Annotated in this window: 23 protein-coding genes; 16 read left to right on the plus strand and 7 right to left on the minus strand. The window is 60.7% G+C overall.

Annotated elements, in window-relative coordinates:
* The first annotated feature begins 11 nt into the window (after positions 1-11).
* On the plus strand, positions 12-953 hold the full coding sequence (locus tag AAGS40_RS18215; RefSeq protein ID WP_345816173.1) for a diguanylate cyclase: 942 nt from the start codon (positions 12-14) through the stop codon (positions 951-953).
* A 314-nt stretch (positions 954-1,267) separates the two neighbouring features.
* Positions 1,268-1,972, plus strand: a complete 705-nt coding sequence (locus AAGS40_RS18220; RefSeq protein WP_345816174.1) for a J domain-containing protein — start codon at positions 1,268-1,270, stop codon at positions 1,970-1,972.
* Between the two features lie 4 nt (positions 1,973-1,976).
* Here the strand turns inward: AAGS40_RS18220 and AAGS40_RS18225 are convergent, their stop codons facing one another.
* A complete protein-coding gene (locus tag AAGS40_RS18225; RefSeq protein ID WP_345816175.1) occupies positions 1,977-2,648 on the minus strand; it encodes a gamma-glutamylcyclotransferase in 672 nt (223 codons plus the stop codon).
* 352 nt (positions 2,649-3,000) lie between these two features.
* On the opposite strand from AAGS40_RS18225, the gene AAGS40_RS18230 reads away from it, so the two are divergent.
* Both AAGS40_RS18230 and AAGS40_RS18235 read left to right on the plus strand, forming a co-directional pair.
* Positions 3,001-3,210 (plus strand): hypothetical protein, encoded by a 210-nt coding sequence (locus AAGS40_RS18230; protein ID WP_345816176.1) that lies wholly within the window; start codon positions 3,001-3,003, stop codon positions 3,208-3,210.
* Between the two features lie 196 nt (positions 3,211-3,406).
* Positions 3,407-3,907: an arsenate reductase ArsC gene (locus tag AAGS40_RS18235; RefSeq protein WP_345816177.1), complete on the plus strand. Its 501-nt coding sequence runs from the start codon at positions 3,407-3,409 to the stop codon at positions 3,905-3,907.
* A 78-nt stretch (positions 3,908-3,985) separates the two neighbouring features.
* On the opposite strand, the gene AAGS40_RS18240 is transcribed toward AAGS40_RS18235, so the two are convergent.
* The 3 genes from AAGS40_RS18240 to AAGS40_RS18250 form a co-directional block, all read right to left on the minus strand.
* Entirely contained in the window at positions 3,986-4,267 is a 282-nt protein-coding gene (locus tag AAGS40_RS18240) for a hypothetical protein (protein ID WP_345816178.1), read from the minus strand.
* Positions 4,268-4,528: 261 nt separating this feature from the next.
* Positions 4,529-4,858: an H-NS histone family protein gene (locus AAGS40_RS18245; RefSeq protein ID WP_345816179.1), complete on the minus strand. Its 330-nt coding sequence runs from the start codon at positions 4,856-4,858 to the stop codon at positions 4,529-4,531.
* 606 nt (positions 4,859-5,464) lie between these two features.
* Positions 5,465-5,620, minus strand: a complete 156-nt coding sequence (locus tag AAGS40_RS18250; RefSeq protein ID WP_345816180.1) for a hypothetical protein — start codon at positions 5,618-5,620, stop codon at positions 5,465-5,467.
* Between AAGS40_RS18250 and AAGS40_RS18255 the strand changes: the two genes are divergently transcribed.
* Positions 5,619-5,942 carry a hypothetical protein gene (locus tag AAGS40_RS18255; RefSeq protein WP_345816181.1) on the plus strand — a complete coding sequence of 108 codons (324 nt, stop codon included), beginning with the start codon at positions 5,619-5,621 and terminating at the stop codon, positions 5,940-5,942. The two genes, AAGS40_RS18250 and AAGS40_RS18255, sit on opposite strands and share 2 nt — an antisense overlap.
* A 128-nt stretch (positions 5,943-6,070) precedes the next feature.
* Here the strand turns inward: AAGS40_RS18255 and AAGS40_RS18260 are convergent, their stop codons facing one another.
* Positions 6,071-6,343, minus strand: a complete 273-nt coding sequence (locus AAGS40_RS18260) for a hypothetical protein (RefSeq protein WP_345816182.1) — start codon at positions 6,341-6,343, stop codon at positions 6,071-6,073.
* A 351-nt stretch (positions 6,344-6,694) separates the two neighbouring features.
* On the opposite strand from AAGS40_RS18260, the gene AAGS40_RS18265 reads away from it, so the two are divergent.
* Positions 6,695-7,942, plus strand: a complete 1,248-nt coding sequence (locus tag AAGS40_RS18265; RefSeq protein ID WP_345816183.1) for an MFS transporter — start codon at positions 6,695-6,697, stop codon at positions 7,940-7,942.
* A 146-nt stretch (positions 7,943-8,088) separates the two neighbouring features.
* Positions 8,089-8,433 (plus strand): hypothetical protein, encoded by a 345-nt coding sequence (locus tag AAGS40_RS18270; protein WP_345816184.1) that lies wholly within the window; start codon positions 8,089-8,091, stop codon positions 8,431-8,433.
* Here the strand turns inward: AAGS40_RS18270 and AAGS40_RS18275 are convergent.
* Positions 8,430-8,915: a hypothetical protein gene (locus AAGS40_RS18275; protein ID WP_345816185.1), complete on the minus strand. Its 486-nt coding sequence runs from the start codon at positions 8,913-8,915 to the stop codon at positions 8,430-8,432. The genes AAGS40_RS18270 and AAGS40_RS18275 overlap by 4 nt on opposite strands.
* Before the next feature lie 269 nt (positions 8,916-9,184).
* Between AAGS40_RS18275 and AAGS40_RS18280 the strand changes: the two genes are divergently transcribed.
* The 4 genes from AAGS40_RS18280 to AAGS40_RS18295 all read left to right on the plus strand — a co-directional run bounded on the left by AAGS40_RS18280 (position 9,185) and on the right by AAGS40_RS18295 (position 10,920).
* On the plus strand, positions 9,185-9,430 hold the full coding sequence (locus AAGS40_RS18280) for a hypothetical protein (RefSeq protein WP_345816186.1): 246 nt from the start codon (positions 9,185-9,187) through the stop codon (positions 9,428-9,430).
* 9 nt (positions 9,431-9,439) lie between these two features.
* The gene (locus tag AAGS40_RS18285) at positions 9,440-10,123 is read left to right on the plus strand and encodes a DUF429 domain-containing protein (protein ID WP_345816187.1); all 684 of its coding nucleotides are present in this window, start codon (positions 9,440-9,442) and stop codon (positions 10,121-10,123) included.
* A 106-nt stretch (positions 10,124-10,229) separates the two neighbouring features.
* Entirely contained in the window at positions 10,230-10,505 is a 276-nt protein-coding gene (locus AAGS40_RS18290) for a hypothetical protein (protein WP_345816188.1), read from the plus strand.
* A 43-nt stretch (positions 10,506-10,548) separates the two neighbouring features.
* Positions 10,549-10,920: a superinfection immunity protein gene (locus tag AAGS40_RS18295; protein ID WP_345816189.1), complete on the plus strand. Its 372-nt coding sequence runs from the start codon at positions 10,549-10,551 to the stop codon at positions 10,918-10,920.
* Positions 10,921-10,959: 39 nt separating this feature from the next.
* Here AAGS40_RS18295 and AAGS40_RS18300 read toward each other — a convergent pair whose 3' ends face one another.
* Positions 10,960-11,331 (minus strand): response regulator, encoded by a 372-nt coding sequence (locus tag AAGS40_RS18300; protein ID WP_345816622.1) that lies wholly within the window; start codon positions 11,329-11,331, stop codon positions 10,960-10,962.
* A gap of 363 nt (positions 11,332-11,694) precedes the next feature.
* Here AAGS40_RS18300 and yghU point away from each other — a divergent pair, with 363 nt between their 5' ends.
* From yghU to AAGS40_RS18325, 5 genes are all read left to right on the plus strand, one after another.
* Positions 11,695-12,570: a glutathione-dependent disulfide-bond oxidoreductase gene (yghU, locus tag AAGS40_RS18305; RefSeq protein ID WP_345816190.1), complete on the plus strand. Its 876-nt coding sequence runs from the start codon at positions 11,695-11,697 to the stop codon at positions 12,568-12,570.
* Positions 12,571-12,721: 151 nt separating this feature from the next.
* Positions 12,722-13,480, plus strand: a complete 759-nt coding sequence (locus AAGS40_RS18310; protein WP_345816191.1) for an SDR family NAD(P)-dependent oxidoreductase — start codon at positions 12,722-12,724, stop codon at positions 13,478-13,480.
* Between the two features lie 100 nt (positions 13,481-13,580).
* Positions 13,581-14,909: an MFS transporter gene (locus AAGS40_RS18315; RefSeq protein WP_345816192.1), complete on the plus strand. Its 1,329-nt coding sequence runs from the start codon at positions 13,581-13,583 to the stop codon at positions 14,907-14,909.
* Positions 14,910-15,032: 123 nt separating this feature from the next.
* Positions 15,033-16,211, plus strand: a complete 1,179-nt coding sequence (gene rhmD / locus AAGS40_RS18320; protein ID WP_345816193.1) for an L-rhamnonate dehydratase — start codon at positions 15,033-15,035, stop codon at positions 16,209-16,211.
* Between the two features lie 41 nt (positions 16,212-16,252).
* Positions 16,253-17,035 carry an SDR family NAD(P)-dependent oxidoreductase gene (locus AAGS40_RS18325; protein WP_345816194.1) on the plus strand — a complete coding sequence of 261 codons (783 nt, stop codon included), beginning with the start codon at positions 16,253-16,255 and terminating at the stop codon, positions 17,033-17,035.
* The last annotated feature ends 15 nt before the right edge of the window (positions 17,036-17,050 follow it).

Below are 17,050 nucleotides of genomic sequence, written 5' to 3' on the forward strand. Positions count from 1 at the left end.
CTGGCGTTCACATGGCAGGACAGAAGGCCGAACAGAGCGATCCGGCGCAGCAACCCGAGGTGAATGCTTCACGCTATCGCGCGCTTGTCGACCTCGCGTACGACGCGATCGTGACGATGGATGAGCAGCACAACATCACACTGTTTAACCGTGCTGCGGAAAATATGTTCGGCTATACCGCGGCTGAAGTGCTGGGCCGCCCCATCGTCACCTTGTTACCCGAAAGATTTCGCGCGGGCCACGCGCGCAAGGTGCGCCAGTTCGCCGAGTCGTATGAGCCCGGCGTACGGGGCTCCACGCCGCCACGCATGGACGAAAGCAACAGCGTGTACGGCCAGCATCGCGACGGATCGGTGATACCGGTCGAAATTGCAGTCTCCAAAATTGAACTGAGCGGCGGGACCGAGTTCATGGCGGTCGTGCGCGACATTACGGACCGCGCGCGGCTCATGGAGCTGCTCAAAAAGCAGGCGTCGACCGACGCTTTGACAGGCCTGCCCAATCGGCGAGGTTTCCTGGAGTTTGTCGAGAACATCCTGTGCGCCAGCGAACAACTGTCGGTGTTTATCCTCGACATCGACTTCTTCAAACAGATCAACGACACCCACGGTCACGATGCCGGCGATGAAGTGCTGCGCGTACTGGCCCGCGTCGGTGCATCGATAACGCGTGGCTCGAACCTGTTTGCTCGCTGGGGAGGCGAGGAGTTCGTCGCGGCGATGCCAGGCGCGACGTCGGAACTCGCGCTGACGATTGCCGACCAGTTGCGCCAGCGCTTCGAGCATGGCGACTTCGATCATCAGTGGAGTCATGCTGCCATTTCATTCACGGTGAGCATCGGCGTCGTCACGCGCGAGGCCGGCGACGTCGACGTCGACGCGCTGATGAAGCGCGCGGACCGGGCGCTCTACCGGGCGAAGAAAGCCGGGCGCAACCGTGTGGAGGCGGGGTGAGCTGCCGGGCAGCAGCGTGGCATCCAGGCTGGGATATGGGCCTGCACCTTGCAGGCGCGTGCAGCGCTTCTGATGGATGGATTGTGCTTTAAACACCCTGCGGTGGCACATCATGGCAGCTTAAGTAGAGCTGCGAAAATCCGACGGCGTGAGTAACGGGGCGCGCTGGATAGCGTCCACGGAGGATGGACTGACGCTCATCAGCAGTGCGGGTAATGCCATTCATGCCTGCATGCTACGATGGTTCGCGAAACGCCCGCCGCGTAGCCCTCTGGCGGTGTCAGAGCAGAATCCAACGCGAGGTCGAGCAGGCAATGGCAACTCTTTATGACACGCTCGGCGTGCACGCGCACGCCACCGAGGACGAAATCAAGCGCGCCTACCGGAAGGCCGCGATGAAGTGGCATCCCGATCGCAATCACGGCGCGGAGGAGATGGCTCGCGCAAACTTTCAGGAAATCAGGGACGCGTACGCCATTCTTTCCGACGCCGCGCAGCGCGCGGTGTACGACGCCGTGTACGCGGAACAGATGCGCAGCTGGGAAGACCAGCAGGCGCGCCGGGAGGCGGCGCGGGCAGAGCGTGAGGCGTCTGCGAGAGCCGCCGATGAAGCGGCGTACGCGGAAATGGTCGCGCTCGCCATGCGTTTCGCCGACGAAGGCCACAATCGCGACGTGTTGTTCGGTGTGCTACTTGGCCGCCAATACGACGCTCGGCGCGCTTCGCAAATCGCGGATAGCATCGCGGCGTTGCAGGCGGCGCGTCGTGAAGCGGCCGCGAACGCGGCACGTCAAGCACCCGTTGACGCTGACGAACACGCTGCAACCGCCGATGCAACCGCCGGTGACGAAGGCGCCGCCACGCGAAGCCACGCCGCCTCGTCGAAAGACGACGCAGCGCGCGATAGCGGGCGAGGGCGGTGCGCCACGGACAATTGCCACGAGGTCCACGGCGGGGCGCAACCGGCCGGATCGCTCGGCGGGCTATGGTTTCAGTTCTTGAACAGCCTGCGGTTTTGATGCGTCATGCCGGCTGCCCGGCAACGCGCGTCAGTTCGGACACGAGTTCGTCAATGTAGGGGTCGCCGAGCTGGCAATTCGCAAGCGCGTCACGTAGTTTGAATACGTATTCGGCGTTGCTGCCAAACAGCCCGGAAGCCGCGGCGATTAACGGCGCGATTGCGCGGGCGCTTGAGTCGTTTTCGTAATGCATATGGTCAGGCTCGGCGACGAAAGCGATCGCATTCAGTTGCGTGCCGTCGTCGAGCGTAACGGGCGCCCATGTCGGGCGATAGGCGCCCGTCACCATTTCGCGGATCCACAAGATCCGCAACTCCTCTCCGAGCGCAGCGCCGCAAAGGCGTAGCGCGACACCTTGGGTACTGCCGCCCCGTTCGAGCGCGAGCATGCGGCCGGGCTGCTCCGGTGTGCCACGTCCGGCAATCAGCCGGATGCAGAAGCTGCGATGCCAGCCATGCAAAGTCGCAATCCGGCGGCAATCGAAGTCCGAAATGGGATTCCATAGCAGCGAGCCGTAGGCGAAAATCCACACGTCGCCCGCGTCGCCGGCCGGACGCGCGGCCAGCGTCTGCGCAAGCGAAGCGTCGATGCGCGCCTGCGTCCACAACAGCTCTTTCGGCAGCGATTCAAAACTGTCGAGATAGGCGCCAGAGCGAATGGCGTTTCTGTTCAGCATCCAAAGTTTCCCATCTGATCGCCACGCGCTGCCCGGTCGCGCGTGCGCAACTTCTTCCTTATTATCACCGGACGATCAGACGGAAAAAATCCGTATGCAGATAACAGAGCTTTCCATAAACGCGACAATCGGCAACGTGCGCGAATAAACCGCGCGCGACGCGCAACGCGCTGCGTGCCGGGAATGACGCGTTGTCCGCCGGGTCATAGACCTCGACCGAATTGATAGAGACCGCGACCTTCGGCGGATGTCAGAGCGCTTCTAGAATCGAAAGCGTGTCTTCGAAGCGTTGGGCACCGGGGATGTCCGTGTGCCCCGTCAATCACGCCATCCAATCCGCGAGGCGCCAGCCATGTTCACTTTCATTTTCGTCGTCGCGGTTGCGGCGTTTATTCCCTATGTGGCAACGCCTGGGATTGCTAACGGAGTCAAGGCGATCGCGCAGCCTCACCAGGCCATGATCGATGAACCAATGTCGACGCCAACCGCCCCGGCCACAGCCGGCGACGATGCCATCAACCGCCTTGTTAGCGCGCCACGCGAACGGGACACTTCCGTCTGATCACGCCGCCACTCGAGCCGCCACTGCAGTCGTCCAACGGTTGATCCGTCGAAAGCTCCATGTAATATTCAGGCCTGAGTGGATTTGTCATCCTGGTGCAAATTCTCGTGGCGCGCAGATTTAAGACATCGTAGTGTCACGGGTGCGCAAGACTCGGTCGGCAAAATGGCGAACAGAAAATGGTGACGGGGTAAGTGTGACGAAAAAATATAAGGTGCTGTTTCTTTGCCGCGAGAATTCAGCGCGCAGCATCATGGCGGAGGCGTTGCTGCGCGAACTGGCGGGACACCGGTTCGAAGCGTTCAGCGCGGGACCGGAACCCGCTGCGCGGGTTCATCCGCTGGCTGTTGCGCAATTGCGCCCGGGGATTTCCGATCTCGGTGTGCTCAGTCCAAAAAGCTGGCTGGAGTTTACCGGTGAGTGGGCGCCGCGCATGGATTGCGTAATCACAATGGACGAAACCCTCGTTGGCGCATCGGTGCCCGTCTTTCCAGGCGAGCCGATGTGCAGCGCCTGGCGCCTTGCCGATCCGCTGCAGGAAGAGGTGTCCGACGAAGAACGCGGCCGCCTGTTCGCGAAAGTGTTCTGGCAGATTGTGCGGCAGGTGAGCGGCTTGATTGAAGCGCCGCTCGATGCCGGCGGGAGCAGCGCTGTGCTCCCTGCGCGCGCGCAGCGCATCAGCGCCTGCGATGCGTAAAACCGGCCGGCGGCTTATGGAATTCGAAAAGCCTCTGATATAAAACGCCGCGGCGGCCGGACTGACTCACGACGCCATTTATTGGCCGGTAGTGGACGGCGTCGCTGCAGTGTCCGGCGACATGGCCGGCATGGAAGTGTCGCCCGAACTCATAGGCTTCATTGCGCTTCCCGGCATCACGTCGAGTGGACTCGGCGCCGGGTCGCCGCGGTATGTCATGCCAGCAGTGGCCGCACTATGTGCGTTACCACCGCCCGAACCGCCCTGGCCATTACCGCCGCCTTGTGCATGGGCCGCTCCGCTTGCCAATACGAGCGAAGCCGTACAACCCAGCATGATTCTGAACATTGATTGACGCATGACAGTTCTCCCGACGTGCTCGTCAGGCTGATATGGCCGCGAGCTGGATAGACGCCGCCCATGATCATCATGACCGGTTCCCGTAGGCAACACGTGATCGCGCTGCTCTGACCGGATATACGGCGCACTCTGCTGTCTGGATGCAATGTGGGGATGCAACGCGGGGGTGCAACGCGGGTATGCAACGAGCAGTACCGCTGCACGCAAAGGGCACGCAACGTACGCCTCGGCAAGACACCGGGCAAACGACAACTTAGCGGATTATCGGCTGTTCGACGAACGCGCGAGCGGACTGCCCGCAAACGGATCGTTAGTCCAGTCCACATGTTTTTTAGGCTGTGAGACCGGAGCGGTTTTGCTCGACAATTCAAAATGGTCGATTGATTGACCGGCGCTAATTGCCTGTTTGAGCCACTGCGGCATTTCACCCTGGCCGTCCCAGCTATCTCCGGTTGCGCTACGGTAGCGTTCAGCCTTTTGTGCGGCCGGCTCCGCTGCAAGCACAGCGGCCAGGTCTTCTGGTTCGATACCAAACTCTTCCATGCGATGGCGGAGATACGCAATCATGCTATCTCGCTTTCTTTCGTCCATAAGATATTCGTCCTTCTAAAGCGTCCAGCGTTCTGTCAATTACAGATTGCAAGAAAAGCCGCGGAAGCCTTGAGCCCTTAAACAGGGCCGGCACGCGGCGGGGTGATCGATTGAAGGGAAATGCGACGGGCAGCGTTAGAAAACGTCGCTCCATTATTGCCAATAATTGCTATACAGCATCTGCTGGCCGTTAGCAGGGTGAACGCACCACTCAGTGACTAGTCAAGCCGTGCGCCGATAGAGGCCGGTGAGCCTTGAAGACGCATTGGAAATACCGGATTTGTTTGTGCACTGATTGCGAACGGCCGGTTCCGCTTTGGCCTCCGCCTTTCGATGGCGCCGTCTGCGGATCGATTTTCTGGGTTATGCCAACATAATAGCGCACTGTACGACGGAAATATGCATTCCCATTGAGGATTTTCTTGCGCCGAAGTGGTCTTACGCACTTTGCGTACAGCCGTCTGCGGGGTTTCCCGGAGATTGCATTCCTGATTGGCCGAGCTATAACCAGATTACGGAGTCAACGCTCCGCGCTTCCAGCTTGTGGTGTCCGCTTCCGTTGGCCGCACAGTCCAATCGACACCGGATCGCAAGTCGGGCAACTCTTCAGTCGATGAATTCGGTGACTCGCCGCAGTGTCATACGGGCGGTAAAGCATCGCCGATGCGTCTGCTCAATGATGGTCTGGACGACCTGTCGTCTTTCGCGAAACACGTCAAAGGGGACGACCGTCGCGGCGCCGGATTCGAGGAGTCTGGACATGAAACTACGTTTATTGACTGCGGTTACGACCGCCGTTTTACTTCTCGCGCCGAAAACGGCGAACGCGCTGGACACGCAGGGTCAATACAGCGCCGTAGCTTCCGGGCAAGCGCTAATGCAGAACGCCAACGAGTCGGTGCAAGCCACGACCGATATGTCGTTCAGTGACCCGGGGATGGACGCACCAGCGGCGTCACAGGCCGCACGAAACGGCTCTTTTGGTGGGATAGGAGGTGTGGTTGCCGGGCAATCGGAAATGGGATCGAGACGGGACGAGTTGTGCACCGGCGGGCCGCAGTGCAAAATTTATTTTGGCCACTGAATCTTGCCGTTAGATTTAGCCGCTTAATCTTGGCCGCTTGATTCTGGTCCCCTAACTGCCCGCGTCGCGCGGTGCCGGTTGCCGAGAGCGATAGACAACGGCTCGAACCGGCACCGCAGCGCCCTGTTTCAGGCCAGCGCGACGGGCTGCGCGACCCGGTCCATATGCTTGCCGATGCGGCCCACCATCGCATCGAAGCTGACTTCTTCCGTTGCCGAACGTTGCGCAAAGCCGCGGAATTCGTCCAGCAGCGCTCGCCACGATGCGTCCCAACGCGTTTCCTTAATGCACCTGCCCGACGAGTCGGCAATACGAAGCACGCCGTTGTCCGGGTAGAAGGTCACCGTGACCGGCATACCGTCGATAACGCAAGTCGAGGTGCAGGGGCGTGTGCTGAGCATAGTCAAAATCCTTTTTTATGAGCTGTTAGAGAGTGCGCTGAACGCTGACGTTGCGTTGAGCAAACAGCGTGCCCAACCCTCGTCGCGAGCATATTCACCGCTTCGCCATATAACCTCACAGCGAACGCACTCATTTCTGATTGTCGAGCAAGCCGCTAAATGTAATGTTAAGGTGTGTCCGGTTCTGGTTTCACCCACTTAATTTCCAACGTGATTCCCGCTAGAGGCGACCCGGCACGGCTCGCTTTGGGCGTCGGCTCGTGCCGCTTTTTCAGCGCGCCGCATCAGCGATTAGTTCGGTGAAATCGCTCCAATATCACCCTTTGTTTAGTCACTCGCGAACAAAATATTATGTTGATCGAAGATAATCCGCCGACGAACGGTGTTCTGGCGGACGACGACACGTCCTCGTCCCTGCGTTCGTGGCTCGCCGTCGTCGCAGTTGCCATTGGCGCTTTTGCGTTCGTCACCACGGAATTTCTGCCAGTGGGCGTGTTGCCGCGCGTTGCCGTGGACCTGGGCGTGCTGCCCGGCACGGCGGGCCTGATGGTGACCGTGCCCGGCGTGATTGCCGCCATTTCCGCACCGGGGTCGATGCTGGTTGCGGGACGTATGGACAGGCGGCGCGTATTCCTTCTACTCACCGCTTTGTTGCTCGCGTCGAATCTGATTTCCGCGTTCGCGCCGACTTTCCTGATCATGCTGGTTGGCCGCGCGCTGCTCGGAGCCGCGCTCGGCGGATTCTGGACGCTAGCGACGGCGGCATCGGGTCGCCTCGTCAAGCCAAAAGATTCGGCACGGGCAATGGCGACGATCCTGACTGGCGTGACGTGCGCCACCGTGATCGGCGTGCCGCTTGGCACGTTCATCGCCAGTTTCGCTTCGTGGCGCGCGTCTTTTATGGCAACAGGCGTGCTGGTCGCGGTTGCACTCGTCGCGCAATTTATTTTCGTGCCGTCGCTGCCATCCAGCGCTGCGCTGCGTCTGCGCGATCTGGTCGAGCTGCTGCGCCGTCCCCATCCGCGTCGAAGCATGATGATGGTTGCGCTCGTGTTCGGCGCGCATTTCTCCTCGTACACCTACATCACGCCTTTCCTGCTGCGCAACGCCAATCTCGGCATGGCGACGATTACCTGGCTGCTGCTCGGCTTCGGCATCATCGGTTTCTTCTCGAACTTCGCCATTTCGTCGACGGTGACGCGTCATCTGAAAATGTCGGTAGGCGCAATGGTGTCGTTGTTGATGGTCGCGCTCGTCTCGTTGCCGCTGCTGCAGCATTCGTCGCTGGGCGTGGTGGCGCTGGTGCTCGCGTGGGGCGTGTCGTTCGGCGCGTTACCGCTCTGTTTTAGTGTCTGGATTCAGCGTGCCACGCCGGATTCGCCGGAAGCGGGTTCCGCACTTTTTGTCAGTATCATTCAGGTGGCGATCGCCGTCGGTTCGCTCGTGGGTGGTATGGTGGTCGACCACGTGGGTATCACTGCCGACTTCATGTTTGGCAGTGGGCTTGCCTTGTTCGGCCTCGCTACGCTCGCGAGTTTTGGCGCGCGTGAGAAAGCGGCTGCGACCGAAGCCGTGCCGTGTCCGGCCTGCACCGACTGATCACGCGAACGAGGCGACCGACCTGCAGAGGGGAACCGGGAAAAGGCAGCGTGCCGGCATAGCGAGGTGCTGTTCGCCGCCATTGATCCGTGTGACCACGTCCCCATGTGTGGGGTTTGTTCAACGCCGCGTGTAAGCTGACAGAGATGCGAAAACCCGAATTCAACGAACCCGCTAGCGCGCGCCCTGACCTGCTGTGCTTCCTGGTTGCGATCGCCGCAGCCTCGTATGCATTGAGCGAGGAGTGGCGCGTCGATCACGTCGTGGAATGCTGCCGCCGGTGGCTGACAAAGAACCAGATGACGATGGACTGGCTCGACCGGGTCCGCATCGGCCAGCTTGCGTTGAAAATTGCGAGCAAGGATCTGCTGGAGGCGGGCGTCGCGGTCCGGCTATCGAGCGTGAATGCGCTCTTTACCGACGAGATGGAACTCAACGAGGCCAGCACGATGGTTCAGCGCATGCTGGCGCTCTGTCACGAAGCGCTTTAATTGCGCGCCGGCCACGGCCAGCCTCTTTTTTCGCCAGCCTGCTCCTGCGCGGTATTTAAAGCCGGTGCCTGTTCCGCCGCCTGTGTCGTGGCGGCCGTCGCGCCGATTTGCGCGCGCGCAACACCGGCTCCGAAACCTTCGACTTTCTGCTGGACGTGAGCAAGATAGGCGTCCCACCCCTCGGCGTTATGGTCGAAAAGATTGCGTAGAACGGGTAACGCCAGCGCGTTGCTGTCCAACTCAGCCGCAAGCAGCGCTTCGGGCCACACGGCAAACGTTGCGAGGACTGCACGGGCAAATCCGGCCACCGTCATCGTAGGCGCCAGCGTTTGCAGAAACGCATGCGAGCGCAATGTCTCGTCCTTATTTGCGATTGCCCTCACTGGCGCGTCTGGCGCATTCGCTTTCGTCAAACGGCTGGCGATGTCGAGCATGTCGCCCAGGTGAAGCAGCAGTTCTCGCCTGTCAAATCTGTCGTCCATTGCTGTTGGTCCGCTCAAGTCGTGTTTGGTGGGGTCTCGGATGCGCTACGCAATGCATTGTCGTCTATGCATGTGCAGTATGGGGGAAGGCAGCGCGTTGTCGGGTCCCAGCTGCACCTTTTCCGTGCGAAAGAATGTTGCTCGTGATTGATGCCCAATTGCGAAACAGCCCTAGCCGCTATATTGAGCAAAAACCCGGCTCTATAGCTATTGTTCAATTTGGCACGTAGCTTGCATAAATGAGGATCCGGCGAGTTGCGGGGCAGACCATGAATAAAAGTTTTCGCGTTGTGGCGAGCGTGACTTTCAATGAGAACCGCGTAACTGCTGAGTACGACCGGTCCTCAGGCCGACTGCGCATTTTCGATAATGACGAGGTCAAGACGGAATGGTTTCCGCCTCACTCCTGGTTTGCACTTGCAACGGTGGCCGGGTCACGCATGTGGGGCACGAATCCAAGCGAGGAGGATCTTCGCATGTTCATCGAAGATTTCGCGGGAAAGTGCATTGATTAACGGTCGCTCATGAGTTTGCAAAGCACGGTAGCGGGAATCGATGTGGGTGGCGACCGCAAGGGGTGCCACCTGGTGATCCTCCACGGCAGCCGGATTGTGGTCAATCTGAACAGCACGTCGCCCGCAGTTATGCTCGAGGCGTGTCTCGACCATGACGTGATTGCAGTGGGCATCGATGCGCCATGCCGATGGCGAACCGGAGAAAGCGGCCGGCAGGCGGAACGTCAGCTCGCGCAGCAGCGTATTGCGTCATTTGCCACGCCAACCCGGCAACAGGCCGAGTCGAATACCAGCGGCTTCTATGCATGGATGTTCAACGGCGAGCGAATGTACCAAACGTTTTCTGCCCACTATCCTCTCTTCGACGGTTGCCTCAACGCCCGCGCGCGTTTCTGTTTCGAGACATTCCCGCATGCCATCACGTGCGCGAAACTCGGCAGGGAAGTCGCTTCTGCGAAACTCAAACGCACACAGCGCCAGGCGGTGCTCGAACTGACGGGCATCGACACCACCACGCTCAAGTCCATCGACGACATCGACGCCGCGCTTTGCGCGCAGATGGCCAACTGGCTGCTCGCGGGGCAGGCGCATGCGTATGGCGACGCACTCGACGGCTATATTGTCGTGCCCCATTCGAAAACAGGCGAGGCCACGGCGGGCAGCGTGCCATTGTTCGACTCACAGCAATTGTGATTTCGCGCCATTGGCATAGAAAAAAGACAGGTCGCGTCTACACTCAATCTTGTCAACGCCGTACGTCTTCTGGCTTCGGCGCTTCTAATCAGATTGGGGAATCATCATGAAGAGCAAACTCCTTGCAGCATTGCTGGTTGCTGTCACCGCTTCTATTGCCGCACCGGCATTTGCCAGTGGTTACGGGCCGGCACCTTCGTATCGTCCTTCGGTTGGAGCGCCTGCTTCGCAACGCGGCCAGAGCGCGCAAACCGTGGCCGCCGAGAATGGCAATTCAGCGGGTTCAGTCAGCGATTCTTACGGCGGTGTGATCGGCTCGACTTCTCAATCGGGTAGCCGTCAGGTGGCTGATGCGAATAGCCATCTGTTTTCTCGCCATTGAGGCTAGAGCGGTTCGCCGCTAAAGGGCGATGTGAGGTGATGACATGTTGAAAATAACGGAAGGTGGGCTGTTCGTTGGCGCGCTGCTGCTTTACCTCGCGCCTTCGATCATCGCCGACGCGAGGGAGCGCAAAGATGCGTTCGCGGTAACGATGGTGAACATCCTGCTCGGGTGGACGGTGATCGGCTGGTTTGCGGCGCTGGTGTGGGCACGGCATCCTGTCAGCGACCGGCGCCTCAAGCAGTTTGCGAAACGGGCGCAGCGCGCGGTGGCGCGAGTAACGATCGATGCAATCGTAGCGCGGGCGGAAGGGCGGGCAGAAGGGCGCGCCAGTTCTTTTCCAGCGCTCAATCCGCGGCTTGTACCCGTCGTCGCGCGCATTGCAGCTGAAAGAAGGCAGCACCGCAGGTACTGAGACAACCGGCGGCATGGCCGGTGAACGAAAGCCCCGGTATTAGCTTTGACGGTGGCCGACGTGATCGGCCATTAATCGCCGCATGGTGGTCAATAGCACTGCAGGCGCGACGGGCTTGCGAAGAAATCCGTCAAAGCTGACGAACGCCGGCGGACTGGGCTCCCCGGACACCAGAATGAATGCGACATCAGGAATGCCGGGCACTGTCCGTAGCCGGTGGCACAGTTCGCTGCCCGACATGACCGGCATGCGCCAGTCCGCGACGACGACATCCACGGGTGATTCGATAAACATGGCCAGTGCGGCTTCGCCGTTCGTGGCAGTGCGCACCGTGAAGCCATCGGCAGCGCAAACGGCGCTCAACGCCGCCAGCGTCTCTTCTTCATCATCCACAAGCAAAACGCTCGCCATTCCCTGTGCCTCGAACACTGCCAATATGTCCATTCGGCAGACTTAAGCATTAAAAAGTTCAATCGGCGTGGCGGGTTGTCAAGGGGGAGGGCGAAATTACCTTGCTGCGCATCGCGGTCGCAGGAAATCGGCAACCTTTGGATTAACACTTGAACCGGCCTACGGTCAACTGCTTCGGCTGGCTTTGCAGCATCACGCTTTGGCCAGGTATAAGCAGATTAGTTAGGATGCCAGATAAATAAAAGGCGGCCCGGATTGCGAATGCGAGCGACAGGCGAGGGGCGAGCCAGCGCGTTGTGCGGCAATTTGATAATCTCGCTGACCTGTCTACCCCGCAATGTATGGACGCAAGGAGCATCAAGCATGAGTGATTCCGCTGATTGCGAACCGCCGAAAGTCTGGACCTGGAACAAGGACAACGGCGGCCGGTTCGCGAACATCAACCGCCCGATCTCGGGATCGACCCACGACAAGGATCTGCCGGTCGGCCAGCATCCGCTGCAGTTGTATTCGCTTGCCACGCCCAACGGCGTCAAAGTCACCGTGATGCTCGAAGAGTTGCTGGCGCTGGGCCACCACGGTGCGGAATACGACGCGTGGCCGATCAAAATCGGCGAAGGCGAGCAGTTCGGCAGTGGTTTTGTCGAGGTCAATCCGAACTCCAAGATTCCGGCGCTGCTCGACCGCAGCGGTCCGACACCGATCAGAGTGTTCGAGTCGGGCGCAATCCTGCTGTATCTCGCCGAGAAGTTCGGCGCTTTCCTGCCCACCGAGCCCGGTGCGCGCGCTGAATGCCTGTCGTGGCTATTCTGGCAGATGGGCAGCGCACCCTATCTGGGCGGCGGCTTCGGCCACTTCTATGCTTACGCGCCAACTAAAATCCAGTACGCAATTGACCGGTTCGCGATGGAGGTCAAGCGTCAGCTCGACGTGCTGGACAAACAGCTTGCCGTCAACGAGTACATTGCCGGCAGCGAGTACACGATTGCCGACATGGCGATCTGGCCGTGGTATGGCGGCCTCGTGAAAGGTTGGCAGTACGGCGCCGCGGAGTTTCTCGCCGTGCAGGACTATCGGCATGTGCAGCGCTGGGCGGACCTGATTCACCAGCGTCCGGCGGTGCTTCGCGGGCGCAAGGTGAACCGGCTCTTTGGCGAGCTTTCGGATCAATTGCATGAACGTCACGCGGCAAGTGATTTCGACACCAGTACACAGGACAAGCTCGCCGCGTCGACCTGAAGTCTTTAGCCAGCCGATCCATTTTTGTTATCGCCCTCTTCAATAGTCGAATTGTTCGCGCATCGCCCGGCTCGTATATTGACTGCATCATCAGCAGACAGCAAAACGACAACATCAGCACGCTGGTCGGGCGTGTCACAGGAGCACAGCGATGAATCAGATCGATCTGGAGGGGCGCGTCGTCGCCATTACGGGCGGCGCGCGCGGCATTGGCTATGCGGTCGCACAGCGGGCGCTCAACTCGGGCGCCTCCGTCGCGCTCTGGGATGCCGACGCGGAACGGCTCGCGCGCAGCCAGAGGGAGCTAAGCGAACTCGGCAGAGGCAAGGTCACGGCGGTTACTGTGGAACTCACGCAGGAAGCCAACGTCGCGCAAGCGGTCGAACAAACGGTTGCCGATCATGGCGCGATCCACGTGCTGATCAACTCCGCGGGCATCACCGGCGGCAATGGCACGACCTGGGAGCTGGAACCCGACGTATGGCGCCGCGTGATCGACGTCAATCTGATCGGCCCGTACCTGACTTGCCGCGCCGTGGTGCCGCACATGCTCAAGCAGGGGTATGGCCGCATCGTCAATATCTCGTCGGTGGCGGGCAAGGAAGGCAATCCGAACGCGTCGCACTATAGCGCGTCGAAAGCCGGGCTTATCGGCCTTACCAAATCTCTTGGCAAAGAGCTTGCAACGAAGAACATCCTCGTGAACGCGGTCACACCCGCGGCAGCCAAAACCGAGATATTCGATTCGATGTCGCAGCAGCACATCGACTACATGCTCTCCAAGATTCCGATGAACCGCTTCCTGTTGCCGGAGGAAGCAGCTTCGCTCATTTTGTGGCTTTCTTCCGAAGACTGCGCGTTCAGCACAGGTGCGGTGTTCGATCTGTCGGGCGGCCGCGCGACGTACTGACCACGCTCTGCCCCGCGACACGCCGCGCATCAGGCAATAGCGGCCGGCAACGCATAAAAACGCCAGGACACGCATGCACGTGTCCGGTGAAGGAGACGACATGGACCCGCAGGCGCCCGTTTCACTCGAAGCGGTCAACAGCAAGGTGATGCGGCGGCTGTTGCCGTTTCTGCTGCTGATGTACGTGCTGGCGTTTCTCGATCGCGCGAATATCGGTTTCGCACAAAAGGCGTTGCAGCACGATACAGGTCTGTCCAACGCCGCGTTCGCATTCGGCGCGGGTGTGTTTTTCGTGGGCTATGCGCTGTTCGAGGTACCGAGCAATATTCTTCTGCATCGGGTCGGCGCACGGGTGTGGATGTGCCGGATCATGGTGACGTGGGGGCTCGTGTCAGCGGCAATGTGTATGGTGCACACGGCCACTGCGTTCTACACGCTGCGCTTCCTGCTGGGTGTTGCCGAAGCCGGGTTTTTCCCCGGCGTGATCTATTACCTCACACACTGGTTTCCGCAAACGTCGCGGGCGCGAGCGGTTGGCGTGTTCTACTTCGGCGCGCCGCTTGCCTTCATTTTCGGCAGTCCGTTATCCGGCTCGCTGCTGCAGTTGCACGGCGCGTGGGGTTTGACAGGCTGGCAGTGGCTCTTTCTCGTTGAAGGCATGCTGGCCTCGGCAGTCGGCGTGTTGGCGTTCTGGTATCTCGACAATCGTCCGGAAAACGCCGGCTGGCTCGATGCACAGGAGAAGGCGACCCTGCGCAGCGCACTCGACGAAGACGCGCGCACGGCGTCGGCGCACGGCCCGCACCGCATTCTCGCCGCGCTGGTGGATCGTCGCGTGCTGCTGTTGTCGGCGATCTATCTGCTGATCCAGATGAGTGTCTATGGCGTGATCTTTTATCTGCCGCAACAGGTGGCCGCGTTTCTCGGCACGTCCGTTGGCTTGCGCGTTGGAATGGTCGCCGCGCTGCCCTGGCTGTGCGCGCTGGCCGTGACCTGGTATGTACCGCGTCGAGCGGATCGTACGGGTCAGCATCGGCGGTGGGCGGTCGCGTTGCTGGTGATAGCGGGCCTCGGCATCGGCGTATCCGGGCTTGCGCATAGCCCTGCGATCGGCCTGATCGCGCTGTGCTGCGCCGCAAGTGGTTTCATCGCCGCGCAGCCACTGTTCTGGACATTCCCGACACGGCATCTGACAGGCGCCGCTGCTGCCGGCGGTATCGCACTGATCAATTCGCTCGGCGGGCTTGGCGGTTTCATCGCGCCGAGCTTGCGGACGGCGGCGGAACATACCTTTGCGTCGACCTCCGCGGGACTGGTCGTGCTTGGCGTGTCGAGCCTCGTCGCCGCGCTGATGATCGGCACGCTGCTGCGCCGCGATCCGGCTCAGTCGAGCGATGCCTTCGGTCACGTCATGCATCGCGCCCGCTAGGCGCAGACAGCTTGTGTCGAACGAAATGGCGCGACTCGTAGCGGGCAGAACGCAGCAGACGCAGCAGACACGCAACACAGACAGGCGGAATACATTCCGACGCACTCATCACGGAGCCCATTCATGGCCATGCCCACTATCCGGCACGTGCGTGCCTTCATCGTTCGCGGCGGCGGCGCGGATTATCACGATCAACCCGGCGGACACTGGATCGACGACCACATTGCCACGCCGATGGCACGCTATCCCGAGTATCGCCAGAGCCGCCAGTCGTTCGGCATCAACGTGCTCGGCACGCTCGTCGTGGAAATCGAGGCCAGCGACGGCACAGTCGGCTTCGCTGTCACGACAGGCGGTGAGATCGGCGCATTCATTGTTGAAAAGCATCTGGCGCGCTTTCTCGAAGGTCAGCTCGTGACCGACATCGAAAAGATGTGGGATCAGATGTATTTTTCCACGCTCTATTACGGTCGCAAGGGCGTGGTGCTGAATACGATTTCGGGCGTCGATCTCGCGTTGTGGGATCTGTTGGCGAAAGTCAGAAAAGAACCTGTGTACCAGCTGTTGGGCGGACCCGTTCGCAATGAACTCACGTTCTACGCAACCGGCGCGCGGCCGGATCTCGCGAAGGAGATGGGGTTCATCGGCGGCAAGCTGCCCTTGCAGCATGGTCCGGCCGAAGGCGAAGAGGGGCTGAAGAAGAACCTCGAAAAACTCGCCGATATGCGCAGCCGCGTAGGCGACGACTTCTGGCTGATGTACGACTGCTGGATGAGCCTCGACGTACCCTACGCGACGCGGCTCGCGCAGGCCGCGCACGAGTATGGTCTCAAGTGGATCGAGGAGTGTCTGCCGCCCGACGACTACTGGGGTTACGCCGAACTGCGCCGCAACGTGCCGCGCGGCATGATGGTGTCCACCGGCGAGCACGAAGCCACGCGTTGGGGATTTCGCATGCTGCTGGAGATGCAATGCTGCGATCTGATCCAGCCGGACGTCGGCTGGTGCGGCGGCATCACTGAACTGATCAAGATTTCCGCGCTGGCCGACGCGCACAATGTGCTGGTCGTGCCACATGGGTCGTCGGTGTATAGCTACCACTTCGTCGTGACACGGCACAACTCGCCGTTCGCCGAGTTTCTGATGATGGCGCCGAAGGCCGACGAAGTGGTGCCGATGTTCACGCCGCTTCTGCTCGACGAACCGGTGCCCGTGAACGGGCGCATGAAAGTACCGGACACGCCGGGCTTCGGCGTGCGGCTGAATCCGGAATGTGCGCTGGTGCGGCCTTACCCGCGTTGAACATGGCGTGGTATTGAATCAGGAACGACAGGAGGATAGACGTGTTGCTCAAGGACAAGGCCGTGATCGTCACCGGCGGCTCGCGCGGAATTGGCCGTGCGATTGCCGTTGCGTGTGCAACGGAAGGCGCGGACGTGGCGATCAACTACTGGGGCGATAACGACGCATCGTATGGGCGCCGCTCAGCGGTCGCGGAAGTGGTCGCCGAGATCGAGGCGCTCGGCCGGCGTGTCATCGCGATCGAGGGAAACGTCGCTGCGCGCGAAACGGGGCAGCAACTCGTGCGTCAGACAGTCGAAGCATTCGGCAAGGTCGACGTGCTCGCAAGCAATGCCGGCATCTGTCCGTTTCATGCGTTTCTCGACATGCCGCCCGAGGTGCTGGAGTCGACGGTAGCGGTCAATCTGAACGGCGCGTTTTATGTCGTGCAAGCCGCCGCGCAGCAGATGAAGGCGCAGGGTACCGGCGGCGCGATTGTCGCGACGAGTTCGATCAGCGCGCTGGTGGGCGGCGGCATGCAAACGCATTACACGCCGACCAAAGCAGGTGTCCATTCGCTGATGCAGTCCTGCGCGGTCGCACTGGGGCCCTACGGCATTCGCTGCAATTCGGTGATGCCGGGGACGATCGCGACCGACCTGAACGCCGACGATCTCGCTGACGAAGCCAAAAAAGCGTACTTCGAGAAGCGCATTCCGCTCGGCAGACTGGGACGTCCGGACGATGTCGCTGAATGCGTGGTGTTTCTCGCGTCGGACCGCGCGCGCTACGTGACCGGCGCAGCGTTGCTGGTGGACGGCGGCCTGTTCGTGAACCTGCAGTAAGCAAGCGATGCCGAC

This window comes from Paraburkholderia sp. PREW-6R (genome assembly GCF_039621805.1).
Lineage (GTDB): Bacteria > Pseudomonadota > Gammaproteobacteria > Burkholderiales > Burkholderiaceae > Paraburkholderia.

Coding starts and splice junctions, on each gene's coding strand:
- AAGS40_RS18285 (WP_345816187.1), top strand. CDS start 9,440: ATGAGTTTGCAAAGCACGGTAGCGGGAATCGATGTGGGTGGCGACCGC.
- AAGS40_RS18300 (WP_345816622.1), bottom strand. CDS start 11,331: ATGGCGAGCGTTTTGCTTGTGGATGATGAAGAAGAGACGCTGGCGGCG.
- AAGS40_RS18255 (WP_345816181.1), top strand. CDS start 5,619: ATGAAACTACGTTTATTGACTGCGGTTACGACCGCCGTTTTACTTCTC.
- AAGS40_RS18250 (WP_345816180.1), bottom strand. CDS start 5,620: ATGTCCAGACTCCTCGAATCCGGCGCCGCGACGGTCGTCCCCTTTGAC.
- AAGS40_RS18310 (WP_345816191.1), top strand. CDS start 12,722: ATGAATCAGATCGATCTGGAGGGGCGCGTCGTCGCCATTACGGGCGGC.
- yghU (WP_345816190.1), top strand. CDS start 11,695: ATGAGTGATTCCGCTGATTGCGAACCGCCGAAAGTCTGGACCTGGAAC.
- AAGS40_RS18295 (WP_345816189.1), top strand. CDS start 10,549: ATGTTGAAAATAACGGAAGGTGGGCTGTTCGTTGGCGCGCTGCTGCTT.
- AAGS40_RS18220 (WP_345816174.1), top strand. CDS start 1,268: ATGGCAACTCTTTATGACACGCTCGGCGTGCACGCGCACGCCACCGAG.
- AAGS40_RS18275 (WP_345816185.1), bottom strand. CDS start 8,915: ATGGACGACAGATTTGACAGGCGAGAACTGCTGCTTCACCTGGGCGAC.
- rhmD (WP_345816193.1), top strand. CDS start 15,033: ATGGCCATGCCCACTATCCGGCACGTGCGTGCCTTCATCGTTCGCGGC.
- AAGS40_RS18290 (WP_345816188.1), top strand. CDS start 10,230: ATGAAGAGCAAACTCCTTGCAGCATTGCTGGTTGCTGTCACCGCTTCT.
- AAGS40_RS18240 (WP_345816178.1), bottom strand. CDS start 4,267: ATGCGTCAATCAATGTTCAGAATCATGCTGGGTTGTACGGCTTCGCTC.
- AAGS40_RS18245 (WP_345816179.1), bottom strand. CDS start 4,858: ATGGACGAAAGAAAGCGAGATAGCATGATTGCGTATCTCCGCCATCGC.
- AAGS40_RS18315 (WP_345816192.1), top strand. CDS start 13,581: ATGGACCCGCAGGCGCCCGTTTCACTCGAAGCGGTCAACAGCAAGGTG.
- AAGS40_RS18260 (WP_345816182.1), bottom strand. CDS start 6,343: ATGCTCAGCACACGCCCCTGCACCTCGACTTGCGTTATCGACGGTATG.
- AAGS40_RS18270 (WP_345816184.1), top strand. CDS start 8,089: ATGCGAAAACCCGAATTCAACGAACCCGCTAGCGCGCGCCCTGACCTG.
- AAGS40_RS18280 (WP_345816186.1), top strand. CDS start 9,185: ATGAATAAAAGTTTTCGCGTTGTGGCGAGCGTGACTTTCAATGAGAAC.
- AAGS40_RS18215 (WP_345816173.1), top strand. CDS start 12: ATGGCAGGACAGAAGGCCGAACAGAGCGATCCGGCGCAGCAACCCGAG.
- AAGS40_RS18265 (WP_345816183.1), top strand. CDS start 6,695: ATGTTGATCGAAGATAATCCGCCGACGAACGGTGTTCTGGCGGACGAC.
- AAGS40_RS18225 (WP_345816175.1), bottom strand. CDS start 2,648: ATGCTGAACAGAAACGCCATTCGCTCTGGCGCCTATCTCGACAGTTTT.
- AAGS40_RS18230 (WP_345816176.1), top strand. CDS start 3,001: ATGTTCACTTTCATTTTCGTCGTCGCGGTTGCGGCGTTTATTCCCTAT.